Here is a 17,022-nt window from a genome sequence, read left to right on the forward strand (position 1 = left end):
GGGCGGCGTCAGGCGCCGTCGTAACTACGCTGTACGTGGGACAGGGCGCGGAGGAGTCCGGCCGAGGTCAGCAGTGGGGGCGACGAAACGGCGTCGGGGGTGAGGGGCAGCGACCCCACGTCCGCCCACCGCAGCCAGCCGTCGGCGTCCATCGAGGTGGTGGTCGCGGCGTGGTTGTCGGGATGGATGCAGTACGGCACGTCCAGGTATCCCCGGGCGAAGGCGGAGACCAGTGCCCGGCCGACGTCCGCGTCCATCGACAGAACCGCGTGGATCAACTGCCGGGCCTCGTCGCGGATCCCGGAGTCCGGCACGGCCTGCGGTGTCACGTCGGCTGCCGCGGCGGCGGCGAGTTCGAGGGCTTCGACGTTCTCCCCGATGGTGGGAATGCGGTGCGCCTCGGCGGTGGTCTTCACGATCAGGCGGGCCGCGCCCCCACCGTGGGCGAGCCGGGCGGCCGCGCGCAGGATCTCCCGCGCGCCTCGCGGAGTCCGGGGATACACCCCCATGTACGCGTAGACGACCACGTGCCAGTCGACGTCCGTCAGCAACTCCGCGCAGAGCGCGCGGAGGGCCTGCACCCCCTCGAGATCCTGCCGGTGGTTGGTCTGCTGCGCGAAGCTGACCGACACGCTTCGGATGCCGTGCTGGCGGAAGAAGAGCGCCTCCAGGACGGTGATCGCGATGAGCAGACCCGGTGGACAGAGCTGACCCAGCATGCAGCCGCCGAAGCTCTCCAGGTGCGGGTTGGCCCCGTCCTCCCGTCGTGCCGCCAGCCGCCGGCAGCAGTGCGCCCACTCGGCCACTGCCAGGTGCAACGGTCGTCGGCTGTACGGCAGGCAGTAGGAGACCGGACCACCCTCGGTGGCGTCGAGTCCGGCCTCGAGCAGCGCCTCGAAGATCTTCGTCGGCGCCGCCGAGCCGTGCCGTACCTGTACCGGGAAGGACGGGTGGCCGACCTCCCCGAGCATCGTCCGGGTCACCCCGGGGTCGATGCTCGCCAGCGGGTACCCGTTCAGGGCTACGCCGTCGCGCAGCGCGCGTTCGACGGCGCCCAGCTCCCCGGTCCGGGTGTAGCTGTCGACGGTGATGGTGCCCACCGTGGTGGCCCGGGCCGCGCGGGTCGCGCGCAGACCCGCCGTCATGGCACCGGTGTCGCTGAAGCCCATCCGGGGCTGGACGACGAGGCGACGGTCGCGACGGGCGTCACTGATGAACGTGTGGAAGCTGGGCCCGACAGCCGGCGAGGGTCCGGTGGCGGTAGCCATCACCGGACGGCCGGTGCCGGGCTCGCCTGCCGGCGGGCGTGGTGACGCAACGAATCCAACAGGACCTGGAACCGGGGCACCTGTCCGTCGCCGTCGAAGACGTCGTCGTAACCGGCGTCGCGGAGCCGCTTCAGTCGGCTCCCGTCGTCCGGGCCGTCGATCCCGAGCTTGCCGCCGACGACGATCGGGGTGTCGCGGAGGTGCGCTTCCCGCCGCAGGGATCGGATCAGGGTCAGCCCTTCGTGGTAACCGTGACCGTTGACGGTGCTGATCACGACAAGGTCCGGAGCGCACCGGGCGGACTCCGCGACCAGCAACCGCACGGGCGTGCACGGGCCCAGGTTGGACACCTGCCACCCCAGCTCGGTCATCAGCAGTTGCAGGTACAGCAGGTTCCAGGTGTGCGCGTCCGACGGTGGACCCGCCAGCAGGGCGGTGGGACGGGTCCCCCCGGTCTCATACACGTTCATGGCAAACCTCCTCGGCGACGGCGCCGAAGGACGGCAAGGCCGCGCAGAACTCGCGGATGGTCGGATAGAGCAGGACGTCGCGGATGGTGGGGTTCGCTCCCACGTCCCGACGTACCCGGAACGCGACCTCCATCGCCCGCAGCGAGCTGCCGCCCAGCTCGACGAAGTCGTCGGTCACCCCCACCTCGGGCAGGCCGAGGACCTCGGACCAGGCGGTGGCGACCCTCCGCTCGGTGTCGGTCGACGGCGCCTCGAACGCCGCGGCGACGTCGGGCCGTTCTGTCGACGGTTGCGGCAGCGCGCTCCGGTCGACCTTGCCGTTGTTGTTCGTCGGGACCTCGGCGATCGTCTCGTACGTCGTGGGGATCATGAACCAGGGCAGGGTTCCCCGGAGGAAGCCGCGGAAGGCGGAGACGGTCGGTAGCGTCGTCCCGGCCGGCACGAGATAGGCGACCAGTCCGGCGTCGTCGCGGCTGAGGCGACGCACCGCGACGACGGCACGGGCGACGGCTGGATGCTGCTCCAGAGCCACTTCCACCTCACCGAGCTCGATCCGGAATCCGCGGATCTTCACCTGGTCGTCGGCTCGGCCGAGAAGCTCCACGTACCCCTGTGAGGAGTAGCGGGCCAGGTCGCCCGTCCGGTACATCCGCCCGCCGCGCGGGTCGAACGGGTTGGGAACGAAGCGCTGCCGGGTCAACTCCTCGGCACCCAGGTATCCCTGGGCCACGGCCGGGCCGCCGATGCACAGCTCGCCCGGTACGTCGGTGGGCTGCAGCGCCCCGTTCTCGTCGAGGACCAGCAACTGCTCATTCGGTGACGGGCCACCGACGGGCACCGGGCGACCCGGGACGAGGTCGGCGGCGCGGTCCTCGTACATCGCGTTGTCCACGGTCGCCTCGGTGACTCCGTAACTGTTCACCAGCCGGGTCTGCGGCCCGAGGAGACGGCGGAAGCGCATGTACTCGTCGCCGTACCAGACGTCGCTGCCGCAGATCGCCACCTCCAGGGCCGACAGCCGCTGGTCGGTGCGTTCCAGGTGGTCGATGAGACGACGCAGCACCACGGGGATGAACTCCGCGAAGTCGACGCGTTCGCGACGGATGAGGTCGAGCAGCCCGGCCGAATCCAGCAGCAGGTCGGCGGGGCAGAGCACGAGCTTTTTACCGTTGCACAGGGCCCTGGTCCAGTCCGCGGTGAAGACGTCGAAGGACATGTTCGACATCTGCAGGTGCACGGTGGTCCGGCGATCGAGTTCGTAGGCGGTCGAGTAGCCGGTCACGGTCGTCGTCAGGCCGCCGTGATGGACCAGGACGCCCTTGGGTCGCCCGGTCGATCCGGAGGTGAAGTAGACGTAGACCGGGTCGTCGACGCATACCGCGACCTCGGGGTTCGGCAGCCGCCGGTCCGGCGCCGAGGACCAGTCCTCGAGGTAGACCTGGCGGGCAGGATGCTCGGGCAGCGGATCAGCGAGATCCCGTCGGGTGATCAGGGCCGTGACGGCGGCGTCGTCCATCATCTGGGCGATCCGTTCCGGTGGGTACTTGTGCGAGATCGGCACGTACGCCGCACCGGCCTTGAGGATCGCCAGCATCCCGACCAGCATCTCGACGCAGCGGGTGCTGCTGATGGCCACGAAGGAGCCCTTGCCGACACCGTTGGCGAGCAGGTGCGCGGCCAGGTTGTTCGCCCGCTGGTTCAACCCGTCGTAGGTGAGTTCGTCGGTGCCGTAGGCGATCGCGGGTGCGTGCGGAGTCAGCTCCACCTGCCGTTCGAAACGGCGGTGCACCACGTCGTCGTGCGCCGGTAGCTGATAGGGCGGCGCGTACCGCCGCAGGAGCGCCCGCGTCTCGTCGTCGTCCGCCATCGAAATGGCGCCGAGTTCCCGCTCCGGCTCACTGAGCAGCGCGTCCAGGACGTGCACGTAGTGCCTCAACAACTGCTCGACGGCGGGCTCGGGATAGCGGTTGCGGTCGTAGCCAATCTGCACCTGCAGCTCCGCACCGGGCCTGACCAGCACGTCCAGGGGGTAGTTGGTGCGTTCGACGGAGTATCGCGAGGCGATCCTCGCCCCGTGCCAGTCCTGCTCGTACAGATCCTCGACCGGATAGTTCTCGAAGACGAAGATGTGCTCGAACAGCGAGGCCTGGCCGTTGAGTCCCACCCACTCCTGCACGGCGCTGAGCGCGCTGTCCTCGAAGTCACGCATTCGCCACTGCGCGGCCTGGACCTCCCGCAGCCACCGGTTGACCGGGGCCGAGGGCTCGACCGGCAGCCGCAGCGGGAGGGTGTTGATGAACAGACCGACCATCTGCTCGACACCGGCCAACTCGGGTGGCCGCCCGGAACTCGTCACGCCCACCACCACGGACGGATCGCCGCTGTACCGGGCCGCGGTCAACGCCCAGGCGCCGAGGCACAGGGTGTTGAGAGTGATCCCGGCGGCCTGCGCGAGCGTCCGCAACCGTTCGGTCCGCTCCGCAGAGAGCGTGGTGAGGCAGTGGCTGAATCGTTCGTTGACGCACGCGTCGGAGGGCCGCTCGATGCCGAGGACGGTGGGCCCGGAGATGCCGGAGAGGTGGTCGCGCCAGTAGGCCGCGGCGCGCTCCGGGTCCCGGCCCGACCGCCAGTCGAGATAGCCACGGTACGAGGGACGGGCCTGCGGCATCGCCTCCCGGCCGGAGCACGCGGCCCGGTAGGAGTCGGCGATCTCGTTCATCACCAGGGTGAAGGTCCAGCCGTCCAGCAGCGCGTGGTGGTACGTCCACACCACCCGGCACCGGTCGTCGCCGAGCCGCAGGATCGTCACGCGGATCGGTGGCTCGCCGAACGGCTCCAGCCCTCGCTCCCGATCCTCGGTCAGGAACCTGTCGAGCAGGCCCGGCTGGTCGTGCGCCGGGGCGTCCCGGAGCTCCCGGTGCGCCACCGTCAGCTCCGGGTCCGGCCGTACCACCTGGACCAGCCGGTTGGCCCCGGCCCAGGCGTACTGCACCCGTAGCGCGGGGTGCCGTCGGAGGACCTGTCGGCAGGCCTGTTCGTAGTGCTCCGGGTCGAACGCGCCGACGAAGTCGGCGCACCACTGGACGAGGTACATGCCCGCTTCGGGCTCGAAGAGGGAATGGAACATCAGCCCCTGTTGGAGGGGGGTGGCCGGCCAGATGTCCTCGATCGGACGACCGTCGGCGAGGAGTTGGTCCAGTTGCGCCTGGTCCAGTCCGCTCAGCGGGAAGTCGGACGGGGTGAACGTGGTGCTGGCGCGCTCGGCGCAGTGTTCCACGATCCGCACGAGGGTCGCTCGGTAGTCGTCGGCAAGCCGGTGGACGGTTTCCGTGGTGTGGCACTGGGTGCTGTAGGTCCAGATGAGCCGCAGTCGCCCGCCGACGACGCTGCCGTTCACCTCGATCAGGAAGCTTCGTTGCCCCTCGTTGCTGCGGTCGCTCGACACGAGGCGAGGGCTCAGCGCGATGGGTGAGTCGTCCTGCTCGGCGCCGGTGTACTGGCCGAGGTAGTTGAAGCTGACCTCCGGCCAGGGCGCGGCGGTGAGCGATCGCGCCTGCGCGGAGTCCCCGGTGAGGTACCGGACAAGGCCGTACGGCACGCCGTGGTCGGGGACCCGGCGCAACTGCTCCTTGACCGACCGCACCGCGGCCCCCGGGTCGTCGGCGAAGTGGTCCTCGGCGGTGATCAGCACCGGGTACAGGCCGGTGAACCAGCCCACGGTGCGGGAGGTGTCGAGACCGGTGCCGAGGTCCTCCCGGCCGTGCGATTCGAGGGCGACGAAGGTCTCCCGTCGCCCGGTCCATCGGCTCATGGTGATCGAGAACGCGCCGAGCAGGATGTCGTTGATCTCGGAGCGGTAGGCCCGGGGCGCTCTGCGGAGCAGGGCCTCGGTCTGGGCCTCGTCGAGGCTGACGGTGACCCGTGCCGTCGAGGCGCGACTGTTCGTACCGTCGCGGTCGGTGGGCAGCGGCGCCGTCTCGGTCGGCAGCGTCTCCATCCAGTAGGTGGCGGCGGCCTGCGCCGTGGTCGACCGCGCTGCGGTGTGCAGGGCCTCGACCCACTGCTGGAACGACGCGGTCCGCGCCGGCAGCTCGGGCCGACGGCCGTCGGACAACTGTTGGTACGCCTCACGGAGGTCGTCGATCAGGATGCGCCAGGAGATGCCGTCGACCGCCAGGTGATGGATGATCAGCAAGAGCCAGGCGGGCTCGTCACCGCGGTCGACGTGCAGGGCCCGCAGGAGACCGCCGCCGTCGAGTCGGATCTGGCGTTGCAGCCGGGCGGCGTGCTGTTCCAGTCGCCCCCACTGCTCCGCTTCCGGGCAGCCCGACAGGTCGAGGCGGACCAGGTCGACGGCCGTCTCGCCGCCGTACTGTTGGGCCGGGGCGTCCGGCGGGCCCACCAGTCGCAGCCGCAGTGCGTCGTGGTGCTCCACCAGGGCGGCCAACGCGTGGCGCAGCAGATCCGGGTCGACGTGTGCGTCCAGCTCGAACAGCTGGGACATGTTGAAGTGCTCACGGGCCGGTAGCGGTTGTTCCAGGAACCATCGCTGGATCGGGCTGAGCCGGAAGGGCTCGCCGGTCACCGCGGCGACCTCCGGTACGGCTTCCGGCTGTCCGCCGGCTCCCTGCGCGGCCAGCCGGCGGATCGTCCGGGCGTCGAGGATGTCCCGTGGTGAGACCCGAACACCGGCACGCCGTGCCCGGGCGACGATCTGGATGCTGATGATCGAGTCGCCGCCCAACTCGAAGAAGTCGTCGTCGATGCCCACCCGGTCGGCCTTGAGGACCTGGCACCAGATGGCCGCGAGCTGTCGCTCCAGCTCCGTCGTCGGAGCCACGTACTCGTCGACGGTCGGCTCGAATCCGACACGCGGGTCCGGCAGCCGGGCGAAATCCACCTTTCCGTGCCGGGTCAGCGGGAGGCTGGGAACGGGCACCAGGAACGCCGGCTGCAGGTAGCGCGGCAGGGACTCCTCGAGCCGGGCCCGGATCTGACGGACGTCCAGGTCGTCCGTCGCGGCCACCAGATAGGCGACCAGTTGGCGGTCGCCATCGTCGTTGCGGACCACGGTCACCGCCGCGTCGGCTATCCGCTCGTCGGTGACCAGCGCGGCGTGTACCTCGGCCGGCTCGACCCGGAAGCCTCGGATCTTCACCTGGTCGTCGAGCCGGCCCAGAAACTCCAAAGTGCCGTCGTGACGCCAACGCGCCCGATCACCGGTCCGGTACCGGCGGGCGCCGGGGCGACGGGGGTCCGCCACGAACCGTTCGGCGTTCATCTCCGCCAGGTTGAGATAGCCGTTGGCGACGCCCATGCCGCCGGCGTACAACTCGCCGGGGACACCGATCGGCACCGGTTGGCCGGCCGGGTCGACGATGTCGACAGTGGTGTTCGGCAGTGGGCGTCCGATCGGCACGGCGCGGGTCGTGTCGACGGCCGTGACGCGGTGCACGCTGGTCAGCTGGGTGTTCTCGGTGGGTCCGTAGATGTTGAGCAAGGTGCAGTTGGGTACCTCGGTGAGGAAGTCGCGCGCCGCCCGGACCGACATGATGTCCCCACCGGACAGCAGCAGCCGCAGACCGCCGAGGTCCGCCAGGTGGCGTGGTTCGAGCCGGCGGAACAGCCCCGGGGTCAACTGGAGCACGGTGACGCCGGTGGCCGAGAAGAGCGCGCACAGTTCGTCCAGGGTCTCCGGTCCAGGTGGCGCAAGGGCGAGCGCGGCGCCGTTCAACAGCGCGCCGAAGACGTCGAACAGCGAGGCGTCGAAGGTCAGCGGTGTCGCCTGGGCCACCACGTCGTCCGGACGGACCTGGAGTTCGTCGACGTCGCAGACGAGAGCCGTGATGCCCTGGTGGGACAGGGCCACGCCCTTGGGTCGACCGGTCGAGCCGGAGGTGTAGACGACGCAGGCGAGGTCCGTCGGCTCGAACGCCCGGTCGACGGCGACGGCCGACGATCCTGGACGATGGTCGGGGGCGAGGGTGTGGTTCGGGTCGAAGCCCATCCTGGCCCGGACGTCCTCCGCGGCGACGACGAAGCGCGGCGCGGCATCGTCGATCAGCAGCCTGAGCCGTTCGTCCGGATACTGGGGATCGAAGTGCACGAACGCGCCGCCGGCGCGCACCGCGGCCAGCATCCACGCGATGGTGGCGGCTGACCGCTCCACCGCGATCCCCACCCGGTCCCCGCGCCGCAGGCCACCGTCGCGCAACGCGCCGGCCAGGTCGTCGACCCACTCCCCCAGCTCCCGGTAGGTCCACCTGCGGTCGCCCTCGACCAGCGCGGTCGCGGCCGGCCGGCGGTCGATCTGCCGACGGAACAGTTCGTCCACCGGCACCCCGCTCGGGCTCGGGCGGGTGGTGTCGTTCCAGCGCGCGAGGGTGGCCGCCTCCTCGGACGCCAGCAGCGGGAGGTAATCGATCGGGGTGTCGGGCCTGGTCAGGCAGGCGTGGAGCAGGGTCAGGTGGTTGGCCACCAGGCGGTCCATGGATGCCGTGCCGAAGAGGTCCCGGCTGTATTCGAACCGCCCGAGCAGCTGATCGCCGTCCTCGGCCATGTTCAGCGTCAGGTCGAACTTGGCCGACCCGTTGTCGATCGGGACGGCCTGCACGGACAGCTCTTCGCTCGCCACCGTGACCGGATCGGACTGGAGCACGAACGACGTCTGGAAGACCGGTGACACGTCGGTCTCGCGGGTCGGCGCGACCGCCTCGACGACCGTGTCGAACGGCACGTCCTGGTGGGTGAAGGCGTCGAGCGCGGTGCGGCGCACCCGGTCGAGCACGTCACGGAAGGTCGGGTTCCCGGACAGGTCGGTCCGCATGGCGAGGGTGTTGCCGAGGTACCCGACGACGTCCTCGAACTCCCGCCGGGTCCGATTGGCCACCGGGGAGCCGACGACGACGTCGGTCTGCCGGGTGTAGCGGTACAACAGCACCTTGAAGGCCGCCAGTAGCACGATGTACGGCGTGGTGCGGGTCTGCCGGCACAGGTCTGCCAGCGTGTCGGTGAGCTCCGGCGGTACGGCGAAAGCGCTGGTCCCGCCCTTGGCGGAGCGGGCCGCCGGCCGGGTGTCGTCGGCGGGCAGCCGGACGACGCCGAGGGGCCCGGCGAGCTGGTCCTTCCAGTACTCCAGCTGGTCGGCGATGTCGGGGCTGTGCTGCCGGTCCCGCTGCCACCTGACGAAGTCGCGGTATTGGGCGGCGGGTGGCGGCGGCGGCTCGACATGGCCGAGTTGCGCCGAGTAACAGGCCAGGATGTCGCGCATGATCAGCCCGGTCGACCAGCCGTCCGCGACCGAGTGGTGCACGTTCATCAGCAGTAGGTGCTTCTCGGCACCGGAACGCACCAGGACCGTCCGGAAGAGGGGGCCCCGGGCCAGGTCGAAGGGGAGTCGCGCGGCGGCGCGGATCCGCTCCCAGGCGGCGTTCGGTCCGGCCGACCGCTCGTCGTACGTGGCGAACTGCACGTCGACGCTGTCTCGGACCAGTTGGTACGGCACTCCCCCGACGGTGGGGTAACAGGTGCGCAGCGCCTCGTGTCGCCGCACGGTCGTCTCGACCGCTCGGCGAAGGGCCTCGGTGTCCAGGTCACCGGTCAGCACCAGGACGTTGTTGACGCTGTAGGCGGCGTCGTCGGGATTCAGGTGGTCGAGGAGCCACAGCCGCCGCTGGCCCGCGGAGAGGGGCAGCAGGCGCTCGGTGTCGATCAGCGGACGTGCCCTTTCCAGCCCCTCGGTCGGGTCCTTCCGCCGCACAGCGCTGGGGACGGTCATTGGTCATCCTCTCTGACGGTCATTAGGGCGGCGAGCAGTTCGCGCTCGTCGTCGTCGAGGTCCGCGAGGTCGGCGATCGGCGGCGCGGGGCACGCCTCGACAGGGGCCGGCGGTGCCGCGACGACCCGTGGCGTCCCGTCGGCGGTGGTCAGGACGGCAGCGAGTTCGGCCGCCGTCGGATGGTTGAAGACGACCGCGAAGCCCAACCGCTGGCCGAGCTTCTCGTCGATTCGGGCAATGAGCTGGGTGATCAGCAGGGAGTGCCCGCCGAGATCGAAGAAGTCCTGGTCCACGCCGACCGGGCCGCGGCCGAGGACGTCACCCATGAGTGCGCAGAGCCACTTCTCCAGCTCGCTCTCCGGCTCCCGCTCGTCGTCATCGGCGTCGACCGGCTGTGGTAGCCGTGCCCGGTCGACTTTGCCGTTGGGCGTGAGGGGCAACGCGTCCAGGACCACCACCTGATGGGGCACCATGACCCGGGGCAGCCGGGCGGCGGCCCACTTGCGGAGCACCGTCGGCTCGGGCGTCCGGTCCGGGTGGCCCACGACGTAGCCGACCAGTCGTACCAGGCCGTCGGCGTCAGGCCAGTCGCGGACGACGCTGGCCCGGACGTCCGGGTGCTGGGCGAGTACCGCGGCGATCTCGTTCGGCGCGATCCGCGTACCACGAATCTTGATCTGGTGGTCCTGGCGGCCGAGTATCTCCAACTGGCCGTCGGCGCGGTACCGACCAAGATCACCGGTGTGGTAGATGACGTCGTCCGGGTCGTCCCGGTACGGGTTGGGTTGGAAGCCCGGCAGGGTGCCCGCCGTCGGGTCGCCGGACTCGGCGTGGAACCGCGTCCGGATGCAAATTTCTCCCACCTCGCCCACCCCGCACAGCCGATTCCCCGGGGAAAGCACCAGCGCTTGTGTGTCGGGGATGGGGCGGCCGACCGGCAGGGTTTCCGAGGCGGCCGGCGGAACCACGTAGTGGCACGCGGCGAGTGTGGTCTCGGTGGGGCCGTAGAGGTTGACCACCGTGAGGTCCCGGCTCGTCCGGTCCCGCAACTGCCTTACCAGCATGGGCGGCAGGGGTTCTCCGGCGAACAGGACGAGACGCAGGTCCGCCGGCCGCCCGGTGTCGGCGGCACCCAGCCACCACTTCATCAGCGACGGTACGGCGTGCACGACGGTGACGCGCTCGTCGCGGATCCACCGCCAGATCCGCTGCGGCTCGGACAGGGTCTCCTCGGCGGGGATGCAGAGCGTCGCGCCTGTCGTCAGCGGCAGCAGCACGTCCCGGAGGAACGGGTCGAAGGAGACGGTCGTGAGCTGCGAGACCCGGTCGCGGTGGGTGACGCCGAAGGCTGCCGCCTCCCAACGGAGAAAATGCGCGAGGCTGTCGTGCCGCCCGAGGACCGCCTTCGGTCGTCCGGTCGTGCCGGACGTGAAGTAGAGGTACGCGGGGGAATCGGGCCTCGGCAGGCTGTCGTGCTCCGGCGTTGACCCGCTGCTCTGGCTGGCCCTGCTGGGAGCGGCGAGCCACCGATGGTCGGTGCCCGACGGATCCGCGCCGAGTCGGATGACCGCCGCCGGTGCCGCGGCCGCGACGAGGTCCCGGATGCGCTGCTCGGGCAGGCGCTCGTCCACGGGCATGAACACCGCGCCGGCCGTCATGGTGCCGAGAAGGGCGCTCACCGTCGCTGCGGACCGGCCGCAGATCACGGCCACCCGATCACCCGGGCCGACACCTCGTTCCCGCAGGTCGGTGGCCACCTGCGTGACGGCGGCGAGGAGGTTGCGGTAGGAGAGCCGATGCCGCTCGTCCTGCACTGCCAGGTGGTCGCCGGCCGAGTGGGCCTCCGCGCGGAACATATCCACCACGGTCGGCATCGCCGGACGGTCGAGCGGCAGGGTCGGATCGGGTAGCACGTCGGGCGTGGCGGTGGCGAGAGAGTACTCGTCCAGAGGGCGGTCGGGGTCGGCGGTGACCGCGCCGAGCAAATGCGCCAGTTGGTTGGTCCAGGCCGCCATCCGGGCGGACGTGTAGGTGGAGGTGCGGTAGCTGACCCTGATGCGGACGGGGTCGCCGTCGCGGACGTAGACGGTCAGCGGGAACTTCGCCTCCTGGTCCGGACAGTCGACGAGGCGCAGCGTCGTGGGGCCGGCCGCCCAGCGGCCGGGGCTCGGCGGCTCGTAGTTCAGCATCACGTCGATCAGCGCCGGACGGTCGCTTCCCCGGGTCGACCACGCCTCGCGCTGCACAATCTCGAACGGCAGGTCCTGGTTGTCGTAGACCCGAAGGACCTCGTCGCGGACCGCCAGAACAAGATCCCGGAAGGTACGGGCCGCGGCGGTGTCGGCCCGCACCAGGACGGTGTTGAGCAGCAGGCCGATCATCGACCGGGTCTCCGCCGCACTTCTCTGCGTCAAGGGGGTACCGACGCAGGCCTCCCGTTGACCGGTGACCCGGTGCAACAGCAGGTGCAGGGCCGCCATGATGATCATGAATCGACTGCTGGCGCTGGCTCGCGCCAGATCGTCCAGCGCCGACCCGACGGCCGGGGGAAGGAAGACCTCCGAGGTCGCGCCCGCGTCGGAGGCCGGCGCCTGCCGGTCGGCGGGTGGGGCGCTGGACGGGGGCAGGTCGCGTAGCCGTTGCCGCCAGAAGGCGCGCTGTCCGTCCCACGACCCGTCGGCCAGCCGGTCGAGTTGCCAGGCGGCGAAGTCCAGGTACTGGATCTCGTCCGGCGGCGGAAACGGCAGTCCCGCCACCACCTCGGCGTAACGCTGAAGCAACTCCTCGACGAAGAGGCCGATGGATGCTCCGTCGAAGCACAGGTGATGAACGGTGAAGAGCAGTACCCGCCGGTCGGTGCTCAGCCGCACGGCCCGTGCGCGGATCAGCGGCTCCTCCGACGTCAGGTCGAAGGGCACCGTGACGGCGGCGCGCAGGAGCTCGCGGATGTGCCCGTCCGAGCCATCTCCTCCGGCCACCTGCCACTGCGGAGCCACCGCCGCCGGGTGGATGACCTGTACCGGCCCGTCCTCGGAGGTCCCGACGGTGGTCCGCAGCACCTCGTGCCGGTCGACGACCCGCCGGACTGCCTCGGCGAGCGCGACCTCGTCCACCGGGCCCTCGACGGCCAGTGCGAAGGGGATGGTGTACAGCGCACTTCCACCGAGCTGCGCGGCGGCCCACACCCCGAACTGCGCGGGAGACAGCGGCCCGCCGTGCGGCTGTTGCTGCGGTTGGGCCTGGTCGGTGTCGGCTTCGGCGACAAGGCGGGGGGCGCTGGTCACCGCAGTACCTGCGTCAGCAGCGAGCGGTAGAAGTCCCAGTACGTACGGCAAAGGTACTGCTGCTTCGGGGCTAACTCGGGGTGGATCTCGGGCAGATTCTGCATGGGTACGGTCATCTGCCAGTGGTGTTCCACGTGCAGGTTGTTGCTGTTGGTGAACCAGGTCGAAAAACGGCTTCCCGCGATGGTGCGGGTGTTCCGCATGACGTCCTGGGTGTCGTTCTCGCAGAACACGTGTTCCGGCAGCTCGACGAGGAAGTGCAGTGGCTCGGCCAGGAGCAGCGGGATCACCCACAGGTGCACGGCTGCCAGCGAGCCGGTCGCCACGGACAGCCCGGTCACCACCACGATGATCCCGCCGAGCAACCGGTACTCGGCGCGGATGCGGTCGGCCATCCGCTCGGGGACGCCGGCGAAGTCCGGCTTCCATGTTCCGGTGTACGACGTGACGCAGTTCTTCAGCACTTGGAGCCAGCGTCCGTAGTGGAACGTCGCGCGCAGGAGCCGGGCCGGGGTAAGCGGCTGCCGGGTGTCGAACTGGAAGAACTCGGTGTCCCGGTCGGTCCCCAGATACTTGTGATGCTGTAGGTGCTTCAACCGGTAGTGGGTGTAGTTGACCATCATCGGCAGACCGAGAACCACCCCGACCGGACGGTGCGGGCGCTGGTTGACGAAGGCCGTGTGATGCAGCACCTGGTGCTGCAGTTCAACGGCGTGCACGAACATCGCGGCGAGCACGACGTATCCGACGATGCGCAGCGGCCACGGGGCGAGCAGGGCCAGGGCCCCACCGCCCGTCGCCAGTGCCGCACAAACGACCACCCTGCCGACGAAGCCGGCCCGGTCGCGGCCGCTCACCCTACTCGTGCGGGCTAGCCTGGATGTTCTGCCCGACATGACGTTGACCACGGCAACTCCTCAAGCTCGTGCGATACCCACCGCCAGCGCCTCGGCCCTCCCGTCGGTGTCGGGGCTCCTGCGCGGGATACCGGTTCTCGTCTCACCAGGAAGGCTGGTCGAAATGCTTATCAATCGGGCTTTCACCCGCCATCGAGCAGCCACCGGGGAGGCATAGCGGATCGAAGGTCTTTTCATTGGGTATCCATGGCGAGCCTCGGTCAGATGAGTCCGACCCCGGCCGTCGTGCAGCGGCGGCACGGGCGCAACGCACTGCTAGCCGCACCAGGAGAGCCCATGAGCAGGAACCGCATCCAGGCACTCGTCCTCGCCGTCGCCCTCGCGCTGGGCGTCGTGTCGGTGAGCGGCGTCAGAGTGCAGACTTCCGCGGCGGCTGAGCACGTCCTCGCCGACGACACGCCCTGGGGACGGCCGATCGGCTGACCGACGCCGTCACAGGAGCTGTCTCGCTAACGGTGAGGTTCCCCCGGTAGCTCGGAGGCCTTCGATCATGCTCTGGTGCAGCTGAAGGGAGTCATCCGTGGCAGCACCCTGACCAGTGCAATCGATGGGACAGGTGGCGGACCGGTTCGATGATGATGGTGTAGATCAGGCGTCTGCGGCGCAGATCGTCAGGACGGCGAGAGCGGCCAGCGCGAGGGCGGTGAAGCGGTGCCAGGAGTTCCAGTGCCGGACTTGGTGCCGGTCGAGACCAACCTGACTTTTCGCTGCTTGGAAGCCGTCTTCGACGGTCCGGCGGATCCCTGCGACGCGCACGAGCGTGGCGAGGCTGACTGGTTGCGGACTGCAGCAGCGGTAGAAGGCCAGCTCACCGGTGGTGTAGTTCTTGCGGATCAGCAGGCTGTTCCTGCCGTGGTCGTCCGGGTCGGTGTCGGTAGTGACCTCATCGAGCCAGGCCCAGTCGTAGAGGCGAGGGCCACGCACCCGTCAGACCTGCCGGCGGTATGTCGGCGAGCCGACGCCGTTGATCCGGGTGCCCGACTGGGTCAGCGGGACGGCGATCGACGCCAGCCACGGATACGGATAGTTGAGGTCCGGGGCCGACACCCGGTCGAGTTCGCGTAGGCCGTCCTGCGGGATGGTCACCGATTGGATCGCGACCGACTCGGGGGCACAAACCGTGCCCCCGAGTCGGCGCGACGATCGGCAGCTCGTTACCGGCGGCCGAACTTGACACTCACCTCTGCCACTGGTCAGGCGGGTACGAACTGCCATTGCTGGTTGGTCCCGCTGTTGGCGGTCCACTGCACGACCTGCGCGCCGTCGCTGGTGGAGGCGGCGTAGATAGGGTGGCCGCCCTCCTCCGGGGTGAAGTCGGTGGACCGCACGCCGGGCACGACGCTGGCCCAGGCGGACAGCAGCGTGTACGGACGCAGGTCGGTGGCGCCCTTGCCGCGCTTGGCCAGGGTTGCCGAGGCGAACCACTCGAAGCCCTGCTTGTTGTTGCATGCCGGCCAGATGTACTCGCCCTCGCCGTCGGGCCGCCCGTTCACGGTGATCAGGCCCTCCCCGTACCTGCCGAAGCCGTCGACGTAGTGCGGGATCACCACGAAGTTGGCGTACGTCATCCCGGGATACAGGCTGACATTCCCGCCGACGCCCACCTCGACAATGATCGGCCAGTCCCCCCTGCCCTTTTGATGGAACTCACTATCGCCACATTGTCCCCACAGTTCCCGGTAAGCCGCCGAACCTTGCTCGCCGCGGCCGGAGCGGTGTCGTTGAGTGCCGCGCTGGCCGCGCGGCGACGGCAAGGGCGGCACCTCCGCCGCTGCGGCCGTAAGCCAGGCCGACATCGACAAGGCGATGTTTGCGAGGTCTGGGCGATCCCGCAGGACACCGGTCCGCTGATCCGCCGCAACCGCACCACCGGGGAGTTGGCGTTCTACCGCTGCTGGTCACCCGACCTCGTCCCGCTGCACCACCAGCCCGGACGGCCTGATCGGCATCACCGTCAACGAACTACGCCGCCTGTTCCACGCCCTGGTCATCGAACCCGCACGGCGCATCGCCGACGTCATCGCCTGGTCCATCTATCGACGTCGACACCAAGAACAGGCCAAGATCCGGAGCAGCGAAGACTTCCCCGCACCAGATGCGGCGAAGACCGTGAAGAAGTAGTTGTCAGCAATTCTGGCACGCAGTTCTTCGACCAGCTTCGCGCGGCCGAAGAACCATTCGGCATCATCCGAGTGGAAGGTTGACAGGCCAAGGCACGGCACGTGTGGAGCGTCGTTCGCACGACCCCGAACCGACCTCGCCGTGCAGCGATCGCCATCGTTTTTTCCACTCCCGAACATCTCCGCCACAGGCCGCCACGGAGGAAAGAGCCACCGGCAAACTGGGAAGCGCCTGGCCGCCCGCCGCCTCGGACAGTGCGGTCACGGCGAGGTGCGCGCGTCTGGACATCTCCCGATAGCTCGGCTGCCCCGCCGCCATCCGCATCGCCCGCAGACCCAGAGCGAAGCGCTGCAGTGCCCCCCGCCGGGATCAAGATGCCGTTCAGGCCGTCCCACCTGCCGCCCCCAGATTTGTTTGTTTGTTTGTCCTGCCCGCGAAAAGGCTGCTGGACAATCCACGGCAGACTATACAAGACAACGTGGCTGGGCCCAGTCCACACGAGTCGGATCAACGTTGGTGAGCAGCAATTTCCTGCGCACAGCTCAGCGATCCGACAGTAAGAAATCCACTCGACACCACCAAGGGGAGAAGCGTGAACCGCTCTGTGAAATCAGCATTTGCTCTGGCCTTCGCGACAGCCTTTCTGCTGACCGGCGCACCGGCGAAGGCCGAGGTGAGTGCCAGGATCGCCGCCGACGGCGAGGCCATCACCCTGACGAACGCGAACAGCCGCAAGTGCCTCACTGTCGCCGGCGGCAGCACCGCAAACCTCGCTCGCGCGGTTCAGTACAACTGCGACGGCCACGCATCGCGTACCTGGGTCGTCAGCGGCTCGCTCGGCGGCAACTTCCGCCTCGTCAACCTGAACAGCGGCCGGTGCCTGACCGTCGACGGCGGAAGCACCGCGAACAACGCTCCGGTCGTCCAGTACACCTGCGACACCCACGCCGCGCGCTACTGGCGGGTCATCAACAACAACGGCAGCACGCTTCAGGTTCGGAACGTGAACAGCGGCAAGTGCCTGACCATCGCCGGCGGTAGCACGGCCAACAACGCCGCCGCTGTCCAGTACACCTGTGACACCCACCTGTCCCGCCGTTGGTACTGACATCGCCCGACATCGGCTAGCAGGAAGGCCGAACTAGTCGTCGGCGCCGGCCCGGGCCACCCCGCCGGCGCCGACGC

Annotated in this window: 11 protein-coding genes and 1 pseudogene; 3 read left to right on the forward strand and 9 right to left on the reverse strand. The window is 69.5% G+C overall.

Features of this window, described 5'->3' with window-relative positions; genetic code table 11:
- Positions 1-8 precede the first annotated feature (8 nt).
- From KBX08_RS01455 to KBX08_RS01475, 5 genes are read right to left on the reverse strand one after another with little or no spacing between them, the layout of a single operon-like run.
- Positions 9-1,268: a methylaspartate mutase gene (locus KBX08_RS01455; protein ID WP_210780682.1), complete on the reverse strand. Its 1,260-nt coding sequence runs from the start codon at positions 1,266-1,268 to the stop codon at positions 9-11.
- Positions 1,268-1,738: a cobalamin B12-binding domain-containing protein gene (locus KBX08_RS01460; protein ID WP_210780683.1), complete on the reverse strand. Its 471-nt coding sequence runs from the start codon at positions 1,736-1,738 to the stop codon at positions 1,268-1,270. The genes KBX08_RS01455 and KBX08_RS01460 overlap by 1 nt, the downstream gene beginning before the upstream one ends.
- Positions 1,725-9,515 carry a non-ribosomal peptide synthetase gene (locus KBX08_RS01465; protein ID WP_210780684.1) on the reverse strand — a complete coding sequence of 2,597 codons (7,791 nt, stop codon included), beginning with the start codon at positions 9,513-9,515 and terminating at the stop codon, positions 1,725-1,727. The genes KBX08_RS01460 and KBX08_RS01465 overlap by 14 nt, the downstream gene beginning before the upstream one ends.
- Positions 9,512-12,799, reverse strand: a complete 3,288-nt coding sequence (locus KBX08_RS01470; protein WP_210780685.1) for a non-ribosomal peptide synthetase — start codon at positions 12,797-12,799, stop codon at positions 9,512-9,514. Before KBX08_RS01470 ends, KBX08_RS01465 begins: the two co-directional genes overlap by 4 nt.
- Entirely contained in the window at positions 12,796-13,656 is an 861-nt protein-coding gene (locus KBX08_RS01475; RefSeq protein WP_210780686.1) for a fatty acid desaturase, read from the reverse strand. The genes KBX08_RS01470 and KBX08_RS01475 overlap by 4 nt, the downstream gene beginning before the upstream one ends.
- A gap of 336 nt (positions 13,657-13,992) precedes the next feature.
- On the opposite strand from KBX08_RS01475, the gene KBX08_RS01480 reads away from it, so the two are divergent.
- The gene (locus tag KBX08_RS01480) at positions 13,993-14,139 is read left to right on the forward strand and encodes a hypothetical protein (protein ID WP_210780687.1); all 147 of its coding nucleotides are present in this window, start codon (positions 13,993-13,995) and stop codon (positions 14,137-14,139) included.
- A gap of 165 nt (positions 14,140-14,304) precedes the next feature.
- Here KBX08_RS01480 and KBX08_RS01485 read toward each other — a convergent pair whose 3' ends face one another.
- The 3 genes from KBX08_RS01485 to KBX08_RS01495 form a co-directional block, all read right to left on the reverse strand.
- Positions 14,305-14,640 carry a hypothetical protein gene (locus tag KBX08_RS01485; RefSeq protein WP_210780688.1) on the reverse strand — a complete coding sequence of 112 codons (336 nt, stop codon included), beginning with the start codon at positions 14,638-14,640 and terminating at the stop codon, positions 14,305-14,307.
- Positions 14,641-14,643: 3 nt separating this feature from the next.
- Complete coding sequence (locus KBX08_RS01490) at positions 14,644-14,802, reverse strand: hypothetical protein (protein ID WP_210780689.1); 159 nt, start codon at positions 14,800-14,802, stop codon at positions 14,644-14,646.
- 107 nt (positions 14,803-14,909) lie between these two features.
- Positions 14,910-15,284 (reverse strand): RICIN domain-containing protein, encoded by a 375-nt coding sequence (locus KBX08_RS01495; RefSeq protein WP_210780690.1) that lies wholly within the window; start codon positions 15,282-15,284, stop codon positions 14,910-14,912.
- 279 nt (positions 15,285-15,563) lie between these two features.
- Between KBX08_RS01495 and KBX08_RS34565 the strand changes: the two are divergent.
- Positions 15,564-15,837, forward strand: a pseudogene (locus KBX08_RS34565) (hypothetical protein); the annotation flags it as partial.
- Here KBX08_RS34565 and KBX08_RS34840 read toward each other — a convergent pair.
- Entirely contained in the window at positions 15,750-16,016 is a 267-nt protein-coding gene (locus KBX08_RS34840; RefSeq protein ID WP_372494705.1) for a hypothetical protein, read from the reverse strand. The pseudogene KBX08_RS34565 and the gene KBX08_RS34840 sit on opposite strands and share 88 nt — an antisense overlap.
- A 413-nt stretch (positions 16,017-16,429) precedes the next feature.
- On the opposite strand from KBX08_RS34840, the gene KBX08_RS01500 reads away from it, so the two are divergent.
- The gene (locus KBX08_RS01500) at positions 16,430-16,945 is read left to right on the forward strand and encodes an RICIN domain-containing protein (RefSeq protein ID WP_210780691.1); all 516 of its coding nucleotides are present in this window, start codon (positions 16,430-16,432) and stop codon (positions 16,943-16,945) included.
- Positions 16,946-17,022: the final 77 nt, after the last annotated feature.

Source organism: Micromonospora sp. H61, from assembly GCF_018070325.1.
Classification (GTDB): Bacteria; Actinomycetota; Actinomycetes; order Mycobacteriales; family Micromonosporaceae; genus Micromonospora; species Micromonospora salmantinae.

Bases quoted from the DNA above. Each gene is read 5' to 3' on its own strand.
- KBX08_RS01455 (WP_210780682.1), bottom strand. From the start codon at position 1,268: ATGGCTACCGCCACCGGACCCTCGCCGGCTGTCGGGCCCAGCTTCCAC.
- KBX08_RS01460 (WP_210780683.1), bottom strand. From the start codon at position 1,738: ATGAACGTGTATGAGACCGGGGGGACCCGTCCCACCGCCCTGCTGGCG.
- KBX08_RS01465 (WP_210780684.1), bottom strand. From the start codon at position 9,515: ATGACCGTCCCCAGCGCTGTGCGGCGGAAGGACCCGACCGAGGGGCTG.
- KBX08_RS01480 (WP_210780687.1), top strand. From the start codon at position 13,993: ATGAGCAGGAACCGCATCCAGGCACTCGTCCTCGCCGTCGCCCTCGCG.
- KBX08_RS01495 (WP_210780690.1), bottom strand. From the start codon at position 15,284: ATGACGTACGCCAACTTCGTGGTGATCCCGCACTACGTCGACGGCTTC.
- KBX08_RS34840 (WP_372494705.1), bottom strand. From the start codon at position 16,016: ATGTTCGGGAGTGGAAAAAACGATGGCGATCGCTGCACGGCGAGGTCG.